The sequence below is a fragment of the Candidatus Baltobacteraceae bacterium genome, assembly GCA_036559195.1.
Lineage (GTDB): Bacteria > Vulcanimicrobiota > Vulcanimicrobiia > Vulcanimicrobiales > Vulcanimicrobiaceae > JALYTZ01.
Genome location: DATBTN010000018.1, coordinates 1 through 17298, shown reverse-complemented (window position 1 = coordinate 17298; position 17298 = coordinate 1). Strand labels below are relative to the sequence as shown.

15 protein-coding genes are annotated in these 17298 nt (G+C 64.0%); 10 read left to right on the top strand and 5 right to left on the bottom strand.

What is annotated here, in order from left to right; genetic code table 11:
• Window positions 1–749 (bottom strand): hypothetical protein (locus tag VIG32_02025; protein HEY8296788.1); only part of this gene is annotated, 749 nt, incomplete at its 3' end.
• Window positions 746–1747: an ATP-binding cassette domain-containing protein gene (locus VIG32_02020; protein HEY8296787.1), complete on the bottom strand. Its 1002-nt coding sequence runs from the start codon at window positions 1745–1747 to the stop codon at window positions 746–748. The genes VIG32_02025 and VIG32_02020, both read right to left, overlap by 4 nt.
• 46 nt (window positions 1748–1793) lie before the next feature.
• On the opposite strand from VIG32_02020, the gene VIG32_02015 reads away from it, so the two are divergent.
• The 3 genes from VIG32_02015 (at window position 1794) to VIG32_02005 (ending at window position 4991) form a co-directional block, all read left to right on the top strand.
• On the top strand, window positions 1794–2414 hold the full coding sequence (locus tag VIG32_02015) for a cytidylate kinase-like family protein (GenBank protein ID HEY8296786.1): 621 nt from the start codon (window positions 1794–1796) through the stop codon (window positions 2412–2414).
• On the top strand, window positions 2407–3669 hold the full coding sequence (locus tag VIG32_02010; GenBank protein HEY8296785.1) for an MFS transporter: 1263 nt from the start codon (window positions 2407–2409) through the stop codon (window positions 3667–3669). Before VIG32_02015 ends, VIG32_02010 begins: the two co-directional genes overlap by 8 nt.
• Before the next feature lie 521 nt (window positions 3670–4190).
• Window positions 4191–4991, top strand: a complete 801-nt coding sequence (locus VIG32_02005) for an alpha/beta hydrolase (GenBank protein ID HEY8296784.1) — start codon at window positions 4191–4193, stop codon at window positions 4989–4991.
• Here the strand turns inward: VIG32_02005 and VIG32_02000 are convergent.
• The gene (locus tag VIG32_02000; GenBank protein ID HEY8296783.1) at window positions 4988–5173 is read right to left on the bottom strand and encodes a hypothetical protein; all 186 of its coding nucleotides are present in this window, start codon (window positions 5171–5173) and stop codon (window positions 4988–4990) included. The two genes, VIG32_02005 and VIG32_02000, sit on opposite strands and share 4 nt — an antisense overlap.
• Before the next feature lie 100 nt (window positions 5174–5273).
• Between VIG32_02000 and VIG32_01995 the strand changes: the two genes are divergently transcribed.
• The 4 genes from VIG32_01995 to VIG32_01980 all read left to right on the top strand — a co-directional run bounded on the left by VIG32_01995 (window position 5274) and on the right by VIG32_01980 (window position 9699).
• Window positions 5274–5426: a hypothetical protein gene (locus VIG32_01995; protein HEY8296782.1), complete on the top strand. Its 153-nt coding sequence runs from the start codon at window positions 5274–5276 to the stop codon at window positions 5424–5426.
• Window positions 5427–5515: 89 nt separating this feature from the next.
• Complete coding sequence (locus VIG32_01990; GenBank protein HEY8296781.1) at window positions 5516–6256, top strand: hypothetical protein; 741 nt, start codon at window positions 5516–5518, stop codon at window positions 6254–6256.
• A gap of 69 nt (window positions 6257–6325) precedes the next feature.
• Window positions 6326–8941 (top strand): DEAD/DEAH box helicase, encoded by a 2616-nt coding sequence (locus VIG32_01985; GenBank protein HEY8296780.1) that lies wholly within the window; start codon window positions 6326–6328, stop codon window positions 8939–8941.
• Complete coding sequence (locus VIG32_01980) at window positions 8938–9699, top strand: hypothetical protein (protein HEY8296779.1); 762 nt, start codon at window positions 8938–8940, stop codon at window positions 9697–9699. Before VIG32_01985 ends, VIG32_01980 begins: the two co-directional genes overlap by 4 nt.
• A 171-nt stretch (window positions 9700–9870) precedes the next feature.
• Here the strand turns inward: VIG32_01980 and VIG32_01975 are convergent, their stop codons facing one another.
• Entirely contained in the window at window positions 9871–12762 is a 2892-nt protein-coding gene (locus tag VIG32_01975) for a TonB-dependent receptor (protein ID HEY8296778.1), read from the bottom strand.
• A 90-nt stretch (window positions 12763–12852) separates the two neighbouring features.
• Window positions 12853–13413 carry an NUDIX hydrolase gene (locus VIG32_01970; GenBank protein ID HEY8296777.1) on the bottom strand — a complete coding sequence of 187 codons (561 nt, stop codon included), beginning with the start codon at window positions 13411–13413 and terminating at the stop codon, window positions 12853–12855.
• Window positions 13414–13470: 57 nt separating this feature from the next.
• Here VIG32_01970 and VIG32_01965 point away from each other — a divergent pair, with 57 nt between their 5' ends.
• The 3 genes from VIG32_01965 to VIG32_01955 form a co-directional block, all read left to right on the top strand.
• On the top strand, window positions 13471–15054 hold the full coding sequence (locus tag VIG32_01965; GenBank protein HEY8296776.1) for a 3-hydroxyacyl-CoA dehydrogenase NAD-binding domain-containing protein: 1584 nt from the start codon (window positions 13471–13473) through the stop codon (window positions 15052–15054).
• A complete protein-coding gene (locus tag VIG32_01960) occupies window positions 15051–16223 on the top strand; it encodes an acetyl-CoA C-acyltransferase (GenBank protein ID HEY8296775.1) in 1173 nt (390 codons plus the stop codon). Before VIG32_01965 ends, VIG32_01960 begins: the two co-directional genes overlap by 4 nt.
• A 1-nt stretch (window position 16224) precedes the next feature.
• Window positions 16225–17298, top strand: a 1074-nt coding sequence (locus tag VIG32_01955) for an aldehyde dehydrogenase family protein (protein ID HEY8296774.1), incomplete at its 3' end; no start/stop codon positions are given.

The following is a 17298-nucleotide window of genomic DNA, read 5'->3' as shown; positions in this document are numbered from 1 at the left end:
GCGAGGGCGGATTCGCGTCGGAGGCGGGCTTCTTCGAGCTCGACGAACATGACGTCGACGACTTTTTCGACTTCGACGGCTTGCGTGGGGGGCGGTTCTTCGCGCGAGCGGCCGGGTGCGGATTTGGGCGCCGGTTTTTTGGGTTGCTCCGCGATCTCCGCGTCTTGTGCGTGCGCGCGGCGCAAGAATTTGCTGTACGTTTCGGCCGCCTTCGCGCGCACGCCGTCGCTCTGGGGCAAGTTGAAGACCGTTTCGAAGAACGCTAGCCGCTCGTGAACTTCGCCGGCGCGATCGGGCGAGTAAATCGTGGCCGGATCGCCGAAAGCGATGTGCCCCATCGGTACGCGCGTGCCGGCGGCCACGCGCGTGTTGACGTGCACGATCGCGCCGAGTGCGACGCCGGCCGATTCTTCCACGATCGCGCCGTTGAAGATCTTCGCGCCGGTCGCGATAAAGCAGCCCGGTTCGATCGTCGCGCCGACCAAGTATGCGGTGGGACCCACGATGCAGCTCTCACCGATCGTGAGCGGAAACTGACTCGCACTGCCGCCGCTGCCCTTGAGCACGGCGTTCTCCATGATCACGCTGTTCGCGCCGACGACGACCGGCGCGCCCTCGCTCGTAATGACGGCACCCGCCAGCACGGCGCAGCCTTCTTCGATAGTCACGTCCCCGCTAATCGTCGCGCTCGGCGCCACGAAGGCGGAGGCGTGAATGACCGGTTTCTTCGTACCGCTCGAAATAATCATACGGAATGCGTTCCTCCATCGTAGCCGGTTTTATAGATACCGCGAATGATCGATTCGAGATCGGGCTCTTCGATCGAAACGTCGCGGATGTCGTAGTTCTCGGTCGCTTCGCGAATCAAGCGGTCGGGGCGCATCGTTTTGCGATCGAAACGAAAACGCGCCACGGTACGGTCGTGCTCGACGAGTTCGGCACCCGCCAACTGCGGGCGCGTCTGGGGATCGGCGAACGTGAGGACCAGCGTGCGATGCGTTCCGTACTGCTCTTTGATGCGCTCGACTTCGCCGTCGTAAATCACCTTGCCGCCGTCGATCAGGACGATCCGGCGGCAGAGCCGCTCGACGTCGGCGAGATCGTGCGTGGTGAGGATGATCGTCGTTTCGCGTTCCTGATTGATGCGCCGCACGAATTCGCGGATCGCCTCTTTGGCGACGACGTCCAGTCCGATCGTCGGCTCGTCCAGATAGACGATTCGCGGATCGTGCAGCATGGCCGCCGCGAAGTCGCCGCGCATCCGTTGACCGAGCGAGAGCTGACGCACCGGCGTGCGCAGGAACGGATCGAGTTCGAGGATCTCCTTAAAGTGCGCGAGGTTGCGCGCGTAGCGGTCGCGCGGAATGGCGTAAATCGCGCGCAGCAGCTCGAAGGACTCGATCAGCGGCAGATCCCAGTAGAGCTGGCTGCGCTGTCCGAAGACGACCCCGATGTTGCGCGCGTTCTCGCGCCGGCGCTCGTGCGGCACGATCCCCGCCACCTCGATCGAACCCGACGAGGGTACCAGGATGCCGGTGAGCATCTTGATCGTGGTGGACTTGCCGGCGCCGTTGGGACCGATGTAGCCGACGAGTTCGCCGGCCTCGAGATCGATATTGACGTTCGAGACCGCGACCTTTTCTTCGTACTCGCGCGAAAAGAGCGTTCGCAGCGCGCCGCCCGGGCCGGGCGCGCGCTTGACGGAACGAAAGACCTTGCGCAGGTCGCGCGTCGTGATGATCGGCACCCGGCGGTCCTTCTCTAAGCAGCGCTTTGCGGCCCTCGGAGGGAATATGGCGCTTGTGATCGTGACCGTCTCCAGTCAGTACGGATCGGGCGGCCTCGGCGCCGGGCGAATCGTCGCCCAGCGTCTCGGCTACAAATTCGTCGACCAACAGCTCCCAACCGTCGTCGCCAAGCGCCTGGGCATCTCGCGCGAAGCGGTCAGCGCCGCCGAATCGGCCAGCGCTTCGGTCGCGGAGCGCGTGTTACGCGTGCTGGAACTCGGAACGCCCGAAGTCGACGCGTCGCAAGGCGGCCCGAGCTTCGATGAGGAGTGCGCGCGCGAGGTGCAGCAAGCCGTGCGCGACTATGCGGCGCGCGGCAACTGTGTGATCGTGGGGCACGGCGGGAGCGCCATTCTGGGCAGGCGGCCGGACGTGATCCGCGTCTACGTGTACGCTCCGCGCGACTGGCGGATTCACCAGATCATGAGCGGGCACGACGTCGATGAGAAAACGGCGTCGGACGAAGTCGATCGCATCGACCGCCGGCGCGGCGAGTATATGCGTCACTACTACGAGATGGAGTGGGGCAACCCGGCCCATTACGATCTCGCCCTGGATACGTCGACCTTCGGCCCCGACGGTGCCGCCGCGCTGGTGGTGCGCGCCGTGGAACTGCGCGGTGAATAGGGCGCCGCGATCGACGCTCGAACGGCCGGTCCCGCGGCGCCAACTCTCGATCTTCGCTTCGCTGCGCTTTCGCGACTTTCGGCTGCTGTGGATCGGACTGCTCGTATCGAACCTCGGATCCTGGATGCAACTGACCGCGACGAGTTTCGCAATCGCGGAATTGGCGGGATCCGCCAAGGCTTCGGCGCTCTATCTCGGCGTGCAAGGGCTGATGCGTGCGGTCCCGGTGTTGCTGGTCTCCCCGATCGCCGGCGTCATCGCCGACACGCAGCCGCGGCGGCGCGTGCTCTTCATTACGAACACCGCGATGTCGCTTATCGCCTTGGTACTGGCGCTGCTCGCCACACTCGGGCGCATCAATATCTGGAGCCTCATCGTTCTCACCGCGCTCAACTCGGTGGCGATGTCGTTCGACTCACCCGCGCGTCAAAGCTGGGTGCCGTCGCTGGTCGACCGGGAGTATATCGGCAACGCGATCGGATTGAACTCGGTCGCGTTTAACGCGCCGGCCGTCATCGGGCCGGCGCTCGCCGGTCTCTTGATCGGCAGCGTCGGGATCGCAGGCTCGTTCTACATCAATGCGATCGCGACGCTCGCGGTCGTGGCGGCGCTCGCGTTCATGCGCCCGGCGCCGCCCAGCACGAACGTTCGCGATGCGCTGCTGCCCTCAATCGTCGAAGGACTTCGCTTTCTCTTCAACCACGGCATTTTGCGCTGGATCATCACGCTCTTCATCGTGACCGCCGTGTTGGTGAGACCCTACAGCACGATGCTCCCGGCCTTCACCCTCCACGTCTTGCACGCCAATGCCTCGGGATACGGCTTTGCGATCGCCGCGACCGGCATCGGCGGGTTCGCCGGTGCGTTACTCACCGCGTATTTGGGTTCGCGCGAGCGACGGGGCGAGATCTGGCTCGGCTCCGCAATGACGATGGCGATCGGCGTGCTGGTGCTCGGCTTGGCACCGACGCTGTACGTCGCGCTGCCGATTCTGTTCGTCATCGGCACGGCGACGCTCACCTTTCTGGGCGCGAGCAACACCCTGATTCAAACGCTCTCGCCCGATGAGGTTCGCGGGCGCGCCATCTCGGTTTACACGATGGTCGCGCTCGGCCTGGTACCCGGCGGCGCGCTCTTGCTCGGCGCGATCGCGGTGTTGACCGGTCTGCACCTGGCGTTCTCGCTGGTCGGCGCGCTTACGGCGCTCTTCGTCGGCTGGCTCTGGCTCTCCAGGCCGATCATCCGCACCGTATAAAAAAAAGCGAGCCGCAATGCGACTCGCTCGTGACGTAAAAAACGCCGGACCTAAGCCGTTGCGGCTTTTTTCCGACGTGTCGTCTTGCGGCGGGTGGTTTTGCGAGCGGTCGTCTTGCGAGCGGTCGTTTTGCGAGCTCCCGCTTTCTTTCGCGTCGTCTTGCGAGCGGCTTTCTTACGGCCACCGGCCTTCTTGCGCGTCGTCTTGCGAGTGGCTTTCTTACGGCCGGCGGTCTTCTTGCGGCTCGTCGCCTTTTTACGTCCGGTAGCCTTTTTGCGCGTCGTCTTGCGGGTGGTCTTGCGCGCTCCGGTTTTCTTTCGCGTGGTCTTGCGGGCGGTTTTCTTGCGGGGTGCCGCCTTCTTTGATGCAGCGCGTTTCGGCGCAGCTTTTCTCGTTCGTTTGACTGCCATTATATACGGAGTCATCCTTTCTCTGGCTGCAATGCAGCCAGGGTTGTTGCCTATGTTATACAGTAATACGGGCTGTATGGCAAGTTTTGATGATGTTGGCGGGAGTAACCGATGCGCGTAACGGTCGATGACGTAACACTCGAAGTACATGTTGAGGGGCGCGCGGACGCCGATGCGGCGCCGATCGTGCTGCTGCACGGCTTCCCGTTTTCGCGCGCGCTGTGGGACGCGCAAGTCCCACAGCTCGCGGCGCGCGCGCGAATCGTGCGCGTAGATTTACGCGGGATGGGAGCGTCGCAAGCCGGCGACGGGCCGTACTTGATGGAGTCGCTCGCGGGCGACGTTGCCGGCGTGCTCGATTGGTTGAAGATGGAGCGAGTGACGCTCGTCGGGCATTCTCTGGGCGGTTATGTGGCCATGGCGTTTTGCCGGATGTACGGCGAACGCGTCGCGCGGCTGGCGCTCGTGTGCAGCCGGCTCGCGGCCGACACGGCGGCCATCGCAGCCGCGCGCGAAGCGTTAGCCGATCGCATCGAACGCGAAGATCGGATCGACGCCGTTCTGGACGCGTATCTTCCCAAGGAGTTCGCGCTCAAGAGTCTTTCGGCGGATCCGCGTTTGCTCGAACGCGCTCGAACCATCGCGAGCGAGAACACTCCGCGCGGACTCGCGGCGATGTTGCGCGGCATGGCGCAACGCGTTGCCTCCGACGACATCGCACAAGAATTAACGATGCCCGTCGTTGCGATCGCCGGAGCGCTCGATGCAGTCGTGCCGATCGACGAAGCGCGAGAAATGACGCGCGTCTTTCCAAACGCGCGCCTCGAAACGATGGAGCGCAGCGGCCATCTTCCGATGCTGGAGGAGCCGGAGCGGTTGACTCGCGCGCTCCTGGATTTTGCGACCGGCTAGCGAGAAGAAGGCAGACGCAGGCGGGCGCGGCGCCGGAACAGGTTGGCGACGAAGAGTGCCACGATGGCTATTGCGGCGATGACCGCCCCGATCACGACGACCTTTAGAATGAAGGCCAGAACGACGAAGGCCACGATGGCTAGGGTGATCGCGATCGTCAGCCGGATAAACGTGTAGAGCATTGCAGATGTCCTCGGGGGTATCGGGGCGTTAAAGTCTTCCACTCGAGGTACCGATAGAGTTGGTACAGGTTTCAGGAAAGGACGTTAGACTCGCATGGATGTGGGAGCAATTGCCTCTGGGCTCGCGTCGGCCAGTGTCTCCGGACAAGTCGACGTTGGGGTGCTCAAAGCAGTACAGAATCTGGACCAAACCCTCGTAAATCAGCTCTTCGGATCGATCGGCCTCGGGCAAGGCGTGAACGCTCTAGCCTAAGGGTTGTGCGCTTCTTTAGGTCGTATTAAGATGAAGCGGTAGAGATTCTACCGCTTCATTTCATTTTTTTGTAGGAAGGGTGCGGGCTCATGAAACCTCAGTTTTTCGCCGTCGTTCCGCTCGTCGCGCTCGTACTGACCGTGGCGCCGGCCGCCGCCGACGGGCAAAAGCCGATTCGTCACCTGGTCTACCAGTTCGACGTCTCGATTCAATCGACGCTCACCGCGCATAGCTCGGGCATCGGCGACGGAACCGGCGGATCGGGCCTGGCCAATTACGGCGGCACCACCGCGGATAAAGGCACGATCGCGCTAGACGTGATGCAGGCCGGAACCGATGGCAGCTTGACCGTGCAAGTGAGCGAAAACGCTCAAAATGCGCGCTCGGCGAAGCCGACGATCTGCGCGATCTACGGCGACGGCCGCTTGATCTGCGATCCGAACGGCAAGGTCAACGAGGAAGAGGCGGCTCTCCTCCAGGTGGCGGGTCGCGGCTTCGTCGATCCGACGCAGTTCGACGCCAACCGCCACTGGAAAGTCGGTGGTTCCGGAAACGGCTATTCGACGACGACCGACTACACGATGACCGGCGGCGATCCGGCGAAGAGCGTCACGATCTCGATGCAAAAGGTCGACAAGATGGACGGCGCCCAGGGCTTCAACGCGACGACTGACGGCACGATTTCCTACGACATGCCGCTCTCGGTCCCGACCGGTGTAAAAGAAGAGACGGTCACGCGCCAGTCGCAGGGCATGGGCCAAGACAACCGCGTCGACACCCACATCACCCTCGCCCTCGTCACGGATTCCCTAAAAACCGCCAAACCGTAGCCCTCCGCCAGGTTGGATGGGGGCCCGACCAAGCGGAGCGGGATTGCTTCGATACGAACACCTGTTCGTATGGATCCCACCTTTGCGGGACTGCATCCCGACGTTGCTGCGTGGTGCGCGACGCACTTGCGCGAGCCGACGTTGCCGCAGCGCGAGGCCATTCCGCTCGGCCTAGCCGGCAAGAACGTGCTGGTCTGCTCCCCTACCGGCACGGGCAAAACGCTCGCCGCGTTTTTGCCCGCGCTCTCGCGGCTCGCACAGCGTCGCGACGACGATCGGCTCTTCGCGCGAACCTACGTCCTCTACATCTCGCCGCTGCGCGCCCTCGGCTACGACGTAGAGCACAACGTGCGGCGTCCGCTGCGCGAGATGGGATTACTCGAGCGCCCCAACACCGAGCGCGGGCGGCTGCGCCGCGGGCGGATTCGCGAAACGCACGCGCGCACCGGCGTGCGCACGGGCGACACGCCGGTAGAGGAGCGCCGGCTGATGCTCGCGCGGCCGCCGCACGTGCTGATCACGACGCCCGAATCGCTCGCCGTCATGCTGGCGATGGAGTCGTATCGCAAGACGCTGCGCGACGTCGAAACGGTGATCGTCGACGAAGTGCACGCACTCGCGGGCAACAAACGCGGCTCGCAACTCGCGCTCTGGCTCGAAGCGCTCGAAGAACTCGTTCGCGCGCCGTTTAACCGCGTCGGACTGTCGGCGACGATAAGTCCGCTGGATCGCATCGCGCGCTTCCTGGCCGGGGGCGAGCGACCGTGCGAGATCGTCGACGCTCGCGGCCTGCGTTCGATCGCCATCGACGTGTTGGCGCCCTTCACCGGAGCGGTGGCACCGCTCGCGCGGGTCGCGCAAGAGGCGGTGACGCTGAGCGAGAGCGTTCGGACGTCGCTCGTCTTTACCAACGTTCGCAGCCAGGCCGAACGGGTGGCGCACGAGATGTCGCAAGCGCTTGCGAAGCCCGGCGACGTGGAAGTTGCCGAAGAGTCGCAGAGCACGCGGCAATACGACCGCCGCATCGGCGTTCATCACAGCGCGCTCGAGCGCAGCGTGCGCCATCGTGTGGAAGCGGCGCTGCGCGCCGGCACGCTGCGGACGGTCGTTTGCAGTTCGAGTCTCGAACTCGGCGTCGACATCGGCTACATCGATCGCGTGCTCCTCATCGGCGGCGCGCGCGGAATGACGCCGACGCTGCAACGCGTTGGGCGTGCGGGGCATCGGCCCGACGCGATCGCCCGCGGTACCGTTATCGCCCAGGATCGCGACGACATCGTGGAAGCGGCTGCCACCAAGCGCTGCATCGCCGACGGCATTCTCGAAGAGGTCGCGATTCCGGCGGCGCCGCTCGACGTGCTCGCGCAATGGCTCGTCGGCATGGTCTGCTACGACAAGCGGTTGGCGATCGACGACGCCCTGCGGATCGCGCGCCGCGCGGCGCCGTACGCGCCGCTCGAACGGGCGGATCTGGTCGCGTGCGCGCGCTATCTCTCCGGCGGCGGCGTCGGGTCCGACGAAGCGCACGTGCGCCGTTTGGGGTACGACGGCGAGGCGATCTACGGCCTGGGGCGCGAAGTATGCTCCGCGTATTTCGAAAACATCGGGACGATTCCCGACGAGCAGCACGTGATGGTTCGCATGACCGGTGGATCGGATGTCGGCCGCGTTGAAGAGAGTTTCGTCAACGAGTTGCGTGAAGGCGACATTTTCGTGCTCAACGGCCGCACGCTGCGCGTCAAAGAGATCGGCAGTACCGGTATCTCCGTCGAAGCGTTTGCCGGCCGGCCGACCGTGCCGCAATGGAGTTCGCACATGAAGGGCGTGCCGCCGGCGCTGGCGGCCGAGATCAACGCTTTACGCGTTGGAGTCGCGCAATTGCTGCGCGACGGCGGCCCGCAGGCCGCGCTGGGTTGGCTGCGCGAGCGTTACGCGCTCGACGGTGCCGAAGCGGCGCACGTGGTGCGCTATATCGCACAGCAACTCGCGATTTCGGCCGTCCCCGACGAACGCCGGCCGATCGTCGAGCTCTATCGCATGGATCGGCGCCAGACGGCGGTCTTCCATACCTGCGCCGGCCGCCGCGTAAACGAAACGCTCGCGCGGGTGGTCGCTTCGCGCGTGTTCGCGCACGTGGACGCGAATACGCAATTGACGACCGACGATAATGGGTTTTTGATCACGCTCCCACCGGGGAAGATTCTCCCCGACGCGGTCTGGGCGAGCTTGCTGCACGTCGACGGCTTCGATCGCGATCTGCTTGCCGGGCTGCGCAGTTCGCATCTGCTGCGCAATTACTTTCGCTACGTTGCCAACACCGGCTTGCTCGTTCTGCGCCGCGCCGGCGGCCGACGTCTGCGCCGCAGTTCGCTTGCCTGGAACAGCCAGAAAATCTTCGATCGCGTCTACGCCGCCGATCGCAACTTTCCGCTGCTTCGCGAAACCCTTCGCACGGTAACGCACGATCTGCTCGACGCGCCGGGGACGCGTTCGTACCTCGAATCGCTCGAGGGGGAGCCGCGCGTGCTGCATCCGGCGGCGGCATCGCCGTTTACATTCGGCATCATCACCTCAAGCTTCGGCGATTCAGTCGTGCTCGACGATCGCACGAGCATGGTTGAAGCGCTGCACGAACGCGTGCTCGAACTTCTGGGCGAGCCCTTCGAGTTGGAGCATCAAGCGTGAACCGCCCGCAAGCCGCCGGAACGATGGTCGAGCTGCTTCGCGGCGCGCACGCGCTGGCGCCGGGCCTGCTCTGGCTCCCGGGTACGCGTACGCTCGTTGCCGCCGACGTGCATTTCGGATACGAAGACGTCATCGGCGGCGCGTTACCGACGTGGAGCACGACCGAGATCGCAGCGGCGCTGCTCGTCGCGGCGCGCCGTTTGGAGGCGCGCGAGATCGTGCTGCTCGGCGATATCATTCACGGCAGCGTGATGAGCCTCGGCGCCGCGCATGCCGTCGGCGGGGCGCTCGATCTGCTGCGCGCGCAATGCGCGCTGACGCTGGTCGCCGGGAATCACGAGGGTCGTACGCGCGGCGTCGCCGTTCTCGGTGAGACGGTTGAATCCGTCGAGCGCGACGGGTGGCTCTTACTGCACGGCGACCGGCCGGCGCCCCCGGGCGTACGCGCGATCGTCGGGCACTTGCACCCGAGCCTGCATCTCGGCGGCGGCGCGACCATTCCGGCCTTTCTTTTTGGAGAGCGCGTAATCGTCGTCCCGGCGCTGACGCCGTATTCGCCGGGACTCGACGTTTGTTCCGATGCCTGCCTGCGCGCCCTTGCGTCGTTCGATGTGACGCGATCGGATCTAAGCGTAACCGCAGCCGGGTCCGATCGCGTCTTCCCATTCGGCACCCTCGCCGCGCTTAAGAAAACGATCGCGCGTCCGGGCAGCCCCCGCCCGCGCAATCGCTTCCACAAAATCCTCCGCCCCGATTAAGCGCGCGCCTTCGTCGATAACAACACCGAGCAACGAGTCAAAACTTGTCATCCTACAAGCTCGTCCTTCGACAAGCTCATCCTTCGACAAGCTCGTCCTTCGACAAGCTCAGGATGACAAGCGAATGGCTATCCCTTTGTCACCCTGAGCCTGTCGAAGGGCGAAGGGGTGTTAGAACTCTTGCGTTAGGAAGACTTCGAAGGTTTGCGGATTGCGGGAGACGGGCGGAAAGAAGTATTGCGTGTTCGGCACGACGCCTGGGGCGAACGTGAAGATGCCGCCGTCATAGACGGCACCCGAGCCGGGAGTTCCGCACGGCCCGATCGCGTGATTGGCGGGGCGGTTGTAGCACGAGTTCACCGACGGATAGACCGTGTTCTTCTGATTGTCGAAGACGTTGGTCACGCGCACGCCGAGGCGGGTGGTCTTCGGCCCGTCCTTGGCGAGATCGTACGAGAGCGTGGCGTTGGAGTAGAAATAGCCCGGCGACGTGTGAATGTGCGGATCGGGTGCGAACGCGCTCCCTAGACCCTGGACGTTGTAGTACGCACAGCACTGCCAGAGGAAATACGGCAAGAAGTGATAGCGCTGGTACTTGTAGTTGCCGGTGAACGACACGGAGATCGGCGGTTGATCGGGCACGCGGAAGAGTTGGCCGTTGCCGTTCTGCAGGAAGTAACTATTAGCGTTCTGCGGGTTGATCGCCGCGGCGTTGATTCCGAGCGAGGTCGAGTAGTAGCTCTGGTAGGTTGCCGCGAGGAACCACGAAAGGCCGTCGCCGGTGACGATATGGTTCAGACCGAATTCGACGCCGAAGTCTTTGGTGATGCCGCCGGACTTCGCCACGCTCCCCGGAGCGTATCGCGGGTTGCCGTTGGAATCGAGCACGAGAGTTCCGTCGGGATTGAGCAGCGGGTTGCGAAGTACTTCGAGGCGATTGTTCGATTGGTGATACCACGGTGTGACGCGTAGCGACGTATGCCCGTCGCGGAACGCTTTCTCGATCGAAAGGTCGACGTTGTGGTCGATGGCCGGATCGATCGTTGCGCCGGGAAGATAAGGATTGCGATATTGCCCGGCGCCTTGAATGCCGTCAATCGAGTTGTTGTAAATGTACGTAGAGGGCACGAACGACGACGTCACGCCGTACGAGCCGCGAATGACCAGGTCGGGCGACGGCTGATAGCCGAACGCGATACGCGGGCTAACGATCGGCTTGGAATACGCGCCGCCCGCTTCCTTCGGGATGTCGTAGATCTCGATGTCGTACCGCAGCGACGGCTCGATAACGAGCTTGTGGAATTTCTGCACCGTGCCGACGTAGAGCGAGTCGATGAAATTCGGGGAGTTCGCGAGCGTATATTCGTTCGGAAAGTTCCCGTTCTTATCGAACGCCGACGGCGGGCTCGAATACGTGCTCGATCCCGAACGATCGTAGTACGCTTGCAAGAGCGTGTCGCGCTCGTACGACGCGCCGAGATACGAAGACGAGCGCGCGTTCGGCGTCCAATCGAGTTCGCCGGTCGCGTAATACGTGTTTTGACGACGGTCGCCGTTGATATCGCGGATCGTCGGCACGGCGAACGGATATTTCACGTAGTTTCCGACGGGCGCGGGTTGCCCGGGCGAAAGCGAGTTGTCGAAGTTGGCGTTATCGAGCGGTTGATTGAGGATGTACTGGTTGAAATTCTCCGCCAAGCGGAAGAAGCCGGAAAGCTTGTCGTTGAAGAGATGGTTCAGCTGCAGCTTGCCGACGCCCGAATAGTGGTAAGTCTCTTGCGCGTGGTTTGGATCGAGCGCGATGTACTGCAGTCCGGTGTTGATCTTCTGGCCCTTGATCGTGACCGAGCAAGCTTGTCCCGTGCTCGAGATGCCGGGATTGGTAATATTGTATCCGGCGTTGGAGGGCGAGGACTGTCCGGCGGGCGCGGGCGGAACCCAGAACCCTTGCACGCCCGCGCAGGGTGCGACGCCGAGCGGATGGCCGCCGGCGAGCAAGTAGTTGCCGTTAAAGAGCCCGTTGCCGTTTTGAATCAGGAACTGAACGTCGTTTTTCGGATCGGGCCGGTAGTGGAAATTCGCAACGGTGTCGAGGGTGCGTTGCGGGCCGGGCCCTTGCCCGGGATTCGTGGTGGTGGCGAGCGGAAACGTATACGTTCCATCGCCGAATTGGTTCTGCGAATCCGCGCGATCGTACGCGACGTAGGCCGAGAACCGACGATTCTTGGTCGCGGTGCCGTATTCGGCTTGGACGTAGTGGCCGGCGAGCAGGCCGCGCGCGGCGATCGAAAAGAGCCCGAACGACGGGTACGTGCCGCGCTTTACGACGCTGTTGAAGACGCCTTGCGATGCGTCGCCGAAGCGCGAATCGAAGCCGCCGGTATAGACCTGGACGTTGGAAACGCCGACCGCCGAGATGGTCGTGGTCTGGAAATAGCCATTGCCGGTTGAGAAGAAGCCCGTTAAACGGTCGTTGATTGGGACGTCGTCGTAGAGAAAGTTGGAGTCGGTGGCGAGACCGCCGCGAACTCGCGGCTGCGCGTTCGCGCCGCCGCCCGTAACGCCCGGCACGGACTGGGTGAAATCGTAGAGCGTCTTGTGAACGTTGTCGCCGCCCTCCGCCGATTCGAGCTGCTTGCTCGAGATGTTATAGACGTCGGCGGTCTGATTCGGCTGCACGAGACTCTGCGAACTGCGCGTTTGGACCGTTGCGATCGTCTTGAGCGCCGGCCGCAGCGCAACGTTGACGGTGTCGGTCTGATCCTGAAAAACGACCACGCCCGGCGAACTCGACGATTCGTAGCCTTCTTTGGCAAAAGCCACGACGTAGGTGTCGGGCGCGAGGTTCGCGATATTGAAGAATCCCGCGGCATCGGTTGTGGCCGAACCCGAGGCCGACGGCGAGGCCGCGCTCACGCGAACCCCGGCGAGCGGGTGATGGGTGTCGTCGGTCACCGTACCCGAGATAAATCCGGTCGTTCCGGCGCGAGCCGCCGGGGCGTATGCAAAAATAAGCCCGCCGATAAGGCCGAGCGAAATGAATAGCCGAAAAAGCTTGGGCATCAGATGGTGAGACCTCGCTCCACAGTAACTCCGAGTTTTCTGAAGCATAGCATGCCGCGAGCGCTGGTTCCTACACCAAGAAACCGGCCCTTAAGGCGAAGCCCGCTCTCCCTGCAGGCGATCGAGCGCTATATATATCGCGCCCACGTGCGGAATGCAGTCGATGCTGCCGTCGTGAAGCATCGAGCGAAGCCGATCGAGCTCGACCAGCTCGACGTCGATGTCCTCGGTCACGTCGAGGCGCTGCGCGCCGGTCCGTTTGGCATCCCGTGCCAAGAACAGATGCGCCAGCACGTCCGAGTTCGTCGGCTCGACGACGAAGCTGCCGAACGACTCCAACGACGCAGCCGTGAAGCCGGTCTCTTCGGCCAGTTCGCGCGCGGCCGTTTCGGCCGGCGTTTCGCCATCGTCGATCGCACCGGCCGGAAGTTCCAGTACGACCCTGCCGATGCCGTGCTTGTACTGGCGTACGAGCACGACCTCGCCGCCCGCCGTGAGCGCGAAGACGATGACGAACCCGCGACTCTCGCGCACGAAATAGTCGTCGATCACGGTACCGTCGGGGAGTTCGATCGTGTCTTTCCGCAGCCGCAAGTACGGGGTGTCGATCGCGTAGGCGGAGGCGGTGACTCGCCAAGCGGGCTTCTTCATGTGGAGGCAGGGCTTCAACGGGTAGTGTTTTCGCGCCCCCGCGAGAACTGTAGGTGCGTGGATAAGATTATCGTCGTCGGCGCCGGGACCATGGGCGCCGGTATCGCATTCGTCGCGGCCCGCGCGGGCTATGCCGTGGATCTCGTCGATCCGGACGCGCCGACGCGCGCTCGCGCGGTCGAGCGGATACGCAAGGAAGCCGAACGAGCGAAAGTACCGGAGGCTGCCGGCGCGGTAACGTTGCGCGAGCGCCTGCCGGATTCGAGCGACGCCGGGCTCGCGATCGAGGCGGTTCCCGAGCGGCTCGAACTCAAACTCGACGTCTTCCGCGCGCTCGAATCCGTTCTCGATTCCAGCGCGATACTCGCGAGCAACACATCGTCGCTTTCGATCGACGCGATCGCCGCCGGCCTGCATCACCCCGAACGCATCCTCGGTTTGCACTTCTTCAATCCGCCCGCGGCGATGAAGCTCGTAGAGATCGTGCACGGCGAGCAGACGAGCGACGAGGCCCTCGCGCACGCTCGCGCGTATGTCGAGCGTTTTGCAAAGACCGCGGTGCTGGCGGCCGATACGCCTGGATTCATCGTCAATCGGGTCGCGCGCCCGTTCTATTTGCAAGCGATGCGCGCGTACGTTGCGGGCGTCGCGCCGCCCGAAGATCTCGATCGCTTGGCCCGCGGAGCGGGCTTTCGCATGGGGCCGTTCGAGCTGATGGACTTCATCGGTCTCGATATTAATTTCGCAACCTCGGAATCGATCTACGCGCGCACGGGAGCGCGCCGGCTCGAACCGCTCGCGCTTCAAGCCGAGATGGTTGGGGCAGGCCGCCTCGGCCGCAAGTCGGGCAGCGGGTTCTTCGATTATGCAAACGGCGCGATCAAGCACGATGACGAGCCGGTCGCGCCGGCGGATAGCCTCGACGAAGACGAACGCGTCGTCGTTCTCGGGTTCGGCAGCGTCGCTCGCGAATTTGAGGAGTTGCTCGCGCAGCGCTACGCGACGGTGAGCTCGATCGAAAACGACGAATTCGTCGACGAGATCGGCATGGACACCACGATCGTGGTGGACGCGGGTGACGGCGTGAGCGACCGCAGCGAAGTGATTCGTCAACTCGATACGATTCTGCCGCCCGAAGCCGTGATCTTCGTCGACGCCTATGCGACCGATATCGAAGCGTTGACGGGGCGCCTCAAGCATCCCGAACGAATCGTGGGGTACGGCGTACTCGGCACGCTCGCGGCGCAGCGCGTTATCGAGATCGTCGATGCGGAGAAGACCGGCGACGACGCGCTCGAACTCGCACAAGAACTGTTCGAATCGATCGGCAAAGACGTCGTCCTCGTAGAAGACACGCCCGCGTTATTTTTGGGCCGAACGGTCGGCTCGATTATCAACGAGGCGATCTATGCGGTGCAGGAAGACGTCGCCAGCGCCGACGACATCGACATCGCAATGCGCCAAGGTACGAACTACCCGATCGGCCCGATCGCGTGGGGCCGCGAGATCGGCGGCAAACGCGTCGCGCGTATCTTGCACCGGCTGGCCAAGGCCGAGGGAGACGCCTTCGCGCCGCATCGCGCGATTTGGGTGTTGGACGCGGAAACCGAAGATGCCGAAATGGAAGAAGTGCAGCCGTGAGCGCGCGCGACGTGTGGGTCGTCGATGCGGTGCGCACCCCGATCGGCCGGTACGGCGGCGCGTTGAGCGCCGTTCGGCCCGACGATCTTGCGGCGTGTGCGATTCGCGCGTTGATCGAACGGACGGGCATCGAGACCGCGCAGATCGACGACGTGCTCTTCGGTGCCGCAAATCAAAGCGGCGAAGACAATCGCAACGTGGCGCGGATGGCCGCCCTTTTGGCAGGGCTGCCGGTCGAGGTCCCGGGCGCAACGCTCAACCGGCTCTGCGGAAGCAGCCTGCAGGCGATCAACTCCGCCGCGCACGCGATCGCATGGGGCGACGGTGACGTCATGATCGCCGGGGGAGTGGAATCGATGACGCGCGCGCCGTTCGTGCAAATGAAAGCCGAGAAACCGTTCGCGCGCGCGCCGCAACTTTTCGATACCACGATCGGCTGGCGCATGGTTAACCCGCTGATGTCCGACGCGTGGACGATCTCGCTCGGAGCGACCGCTGAAAAGGTCGCCGAGCGCTATGCGATTACGCGCGAGGAGCAAGATCGCTTTGCCTACGAATCGCAGCGGCGCTGCGGCGCCGCCATGCAACGCGGTGCCTTCCGCGACGAAGTGATCCCCGTCGGAGACGTGCTGCTCGACGAACATCCGCGGCCGGAGAGCACGCTCGAATCGCTCGCGAAGCTCAAGCCGGCGTTCAAGGCGGGGGGCACCGTGACCGCCGGCAACTCGTCGGGAATCAACGACGGTGCGTCGGCGCTCTTGCTCTGCGAAGCGACGGCGGCGACCAAGATGGGGCTGCGGCCGCTCGCGCGCGTGGTCGCGTCGGGCGTTGCCGGCGTCGCGCCGGAGATCATGGGGCTCGGTCCGATTCCCGCTACGCGCAAAGCCCTCGAGCGCGCCGGATTGCGCATGGAACAGATCGATCTCGTCGAGCTCAACGAAGCCTTCGCCGCGCAGTCGCTCGCATGTCTGCGCGACCTGGAGATCGATCCGGCCAAAGCGAACGTGAACGGCGGCGCGATCGCACTGGGACATCCGCTCGGCGCGAGCGGCGCGCGCATCGCTACCACGCTCCTGCACGAGTTGCGGCGGCGGGGCGGGCGATACGGCGTTGCCACGATGTGCATCGGCGTCGGTCAAGGCATTACGACCATCTTCGAAAGGATCTAACGTGACCCAACTGCTCATCGGCAAAGAGTGGACCGACGCGACCGGCGGCGCGACCTATAGCGATAGCAACCCGGCGACGGGCGCGGCGCTGGCCGACGTTGCGAGCGCCGGCACCGCCGACGTCGATCGGGCGGTGACGGCGGCGCGAGCCGCGTTCGAGACCGGCAAGTGGGCGACGATGCCGGCTTCCCGGCGCGGCAAGATCATCTACAAGATGGCACAGCTTATCGCGGAGCGTGCGAACGATCTCGTGCTGACCGAGGTGCGCGACAACGGTAAAGCGATTTCGACGGCCAAGGGTGAGCTTGGCGCGATCGTCGATTGCTTTGAATTCTACGCCGGCGCCGCAACCAAGAATTACGGCGATACGCTCCCGGCACCGATGGCCAACTATCTCGCGTACACGATGCGCGAACCGGTGGGCGTGGTCGGCGCGATTATCCCGTGGAATTTTCCGCTGCTGCTGGCATCGTGGAAGGTTGCGCCGGCGCTCGCCGCCGGATGCACGATCGTTCTCAAACCGGCGCCGTCGACGCCGTTGACCGCGATCGAACTCGGCAAGATCGCGCTCGAAGCGGGACTGCCCGAAGGCGTGCTCAACATCGTCACCGGCCCCGGCCCCGATCTCGGGCAAGCGCTCGTCGAACATCCCGGCATCGACAAGATCGCATTTACCGGCAGCACGGCGACCGGCAAGCGCGTCGCCGCGACTGCGGCCGCGACGCTCAAACGCGTCACCCTCGAACTCGGCGGAAAATCGCCGTCGCTCGTGTTCGACGACGCCGACCTCGCGCAGGCCGTCGACGGTGCGCTCTACGGCATTTTTTACAACGCCGGACAAACCTGCGAAGCGCGTTCGCGCGTGCTCGTTCACGAGCGCATCTACGACGAGTTCGTCGAGCAGTTCGCGGCTAAAGCTAAGAAACTGCGCGTGGGAAATCCGGAGGATCCGCAGACGCAGATCGGCGCGATCACCATGCCCGAGCAACTCGAGAAGATTCGCACGTACTGCGAGATCGGCGTAGCCGAAGGCGCGAAGCCGATCGTCGGCGGCGCGGCCGCGCAGATCGGCGAC